The sequence below is a fragment of the Segatella copri genome (assembly GCF_009494835.1).
In the GTDB taxonomy this organism is placed as follows: domain Bacteria; phylum Bacteroidota; class Bacteroidia; order Bacteroidales; family Bacteroidaceae; genus Prevotella; species Prevotella copri_F.
In genome coordinates this window covers 1-1,955 of record NZ_VZBE01000037.1, presented here as the reverse complement: position 1 = coordinate 1,955, position 1,955 = coordinate 1, and the positions used below count along the sequence as shown (strand labels likewise).

Annotated in this window: 1 protein-coding gene; it reads left to right on the top strand. The window is 41.1% G+C overall.

The features are described 5' to 3' along the window. Positions 1–217: 217 nt before the first annotated feature. Positions 218–1,819: an ATP-binding protein gene (locus F7D47_RS05875; protein ID WP_153086070.1), complete on the top strand. Its 1,602-nt coding sequence runs from the start codon at positions 218–220 to the stop codon at positions 1,817–1,819. The last annotated feature ends 136 nt before the right edge of the window (positions 1,820–1,955 follow it).

The window sequence follows — 1,955 nt, the reverse complement described above, 5'->3', positions numbered from 1 at the left end:
TATGCGATTTGTGCGATTTGCAGGGATTCGGGAAAAAAAGGTTGAAAAAAGTGGTGTTTTTTTATGTTACTGAACTTTCAACGATGTATAGCGGAGCGCAGGGATATATAGCATAAGAATTGCTTTTATCTGAAAATAAAGACATTTTATTCCGCATTATTTTGCAGATACCAACTTTTTTCGTAACTTTGCCAAAAAATCAATAAAAAGCAACAATATGAAATATCCTATAGGTATACAAAACTTTAGTGAAATTATAGATGGCGGTTATGTTTATCTCGACAAGACCAAGCTCCTCTATGATTTAGTGCATAATGGGAAAATATATTTTCTGAGTCGTCCAAGACGATTCGGAAAGTCTTTGTTGATTTCTACCCTGGAATGCTACTTCCAAGGAAAGAAAGAACTGTTTAAAGGACTTGCCATCGAACAGTTAGAAAAAGAATGGAAGCAATATCCGGTTTTTCATATAGATTTCAATGGCAAGGATTTTACTCAGGCTGGCGAATTGGAAAAAACCTTGCAGACTTTTGTTGAAACCCAAGAACTGAATTATGGCAGAAACCCATTGGCCAACACCTTGGGAGACAGATTTATGGCTGTTTTGAAAGCTGCCCACGAAAAGACAGGACTGGGCGCCGTTGTCCTGATAGATGAATATGACAAACCTTTACTGGATGTTTTAGACTCAGGGTTAAAGACCTTCGATTCTGAAGGCAACGAACGTTTGTTGGAAGACCGGCATCGTGAGATTATGAAAGGTTTCTACAGTGTCTTCAAGGCTGCTGACAGAGATTTGAAATTCGTGCTGTTGACAGGTGTTACCAAGTTCTCGCAAGTAAGCGTATTCAGTGGTTTCAACCAACCAGATGACATCAGCATGGACGACCGCTACGAGGCTCTTTGCGGCATCACGGAAGAGGAACTGTATTCTGTCTTTGATGAGCAAATCAAGGCAATGGCTGCAAGATATAAAGTGTCTGAGGATGAGATGAAATATCGGCTCAAGCGCAAATATGACGGTTACCATTTCAGCCCAAGCATGCTCGACATCTACAATCCTTTCAGTATCTTGAACTCACTGAGTAAGAAAATCCTGAGTGATTTCTGGTTCCGTACAGGTTCGCCTACTTATCTGGTCCGCTTATTAGCTCACTTCGACGAAAACCTCAATGAACTGACAGGGAAATTTTATCCTACCAGCAGTTTTATAGATTACAAGGCGGATACAGAGGCTCCATTGCCAATGATTTACCAGAGTGGTTATCTCACCATTAAGGATTGGAACATGGATACCGATTCTTATCTCTTGGATTTTCCAAACGATGAAGTAAAAGCTGGTTTCGTAACCATGGTGGCTGCCAACTATCTGAAGCCCAAGGAATCGCCTGACGCTTGGGTCGTAGAAGTTGTTAATACGATGAAGATGGGAGATTGTGACAAATTGGAGAAATTACTCACTTCCTTCTTCGCCAGTATACCCTATAGCCAACGTCGTAAAGATGACGAGCGGGAAAAAGAGCGATACTTTCAATATACCTTCTATCTGGTGATTCGCATGATAAGCAGTTTTACCGTTCTAATAGAAAAGGAGCAAAGTGAAGGACGGGTTGATTGCATTATTGAGACCCCCATGTTTGTATATATCTTCGAATTTAAGCGTGATGGGTCAGCGACTGAAGCCTTGAAACAAATCGAGGAAAAAGGATATGCCCGTGAGTATGCTACAGACAACAGAACGATTTACCTGATAGGCTGCAATTTCTCGTCTAAGACGGGGACGATTGACGACTGGAAGTCTAAGGGCGAAAGCGTTTAAAAAACGGGTATTTTTTCCTATAATAAACTCACCCTGGAAGGGATATGCATAGTGTGTTGTATGCATTCCCTTCCAGGGTGATTTTTTATGGTTCATCCAGAAATTCGATGATTTCTGCTACTTGTTGCCGGGTGTA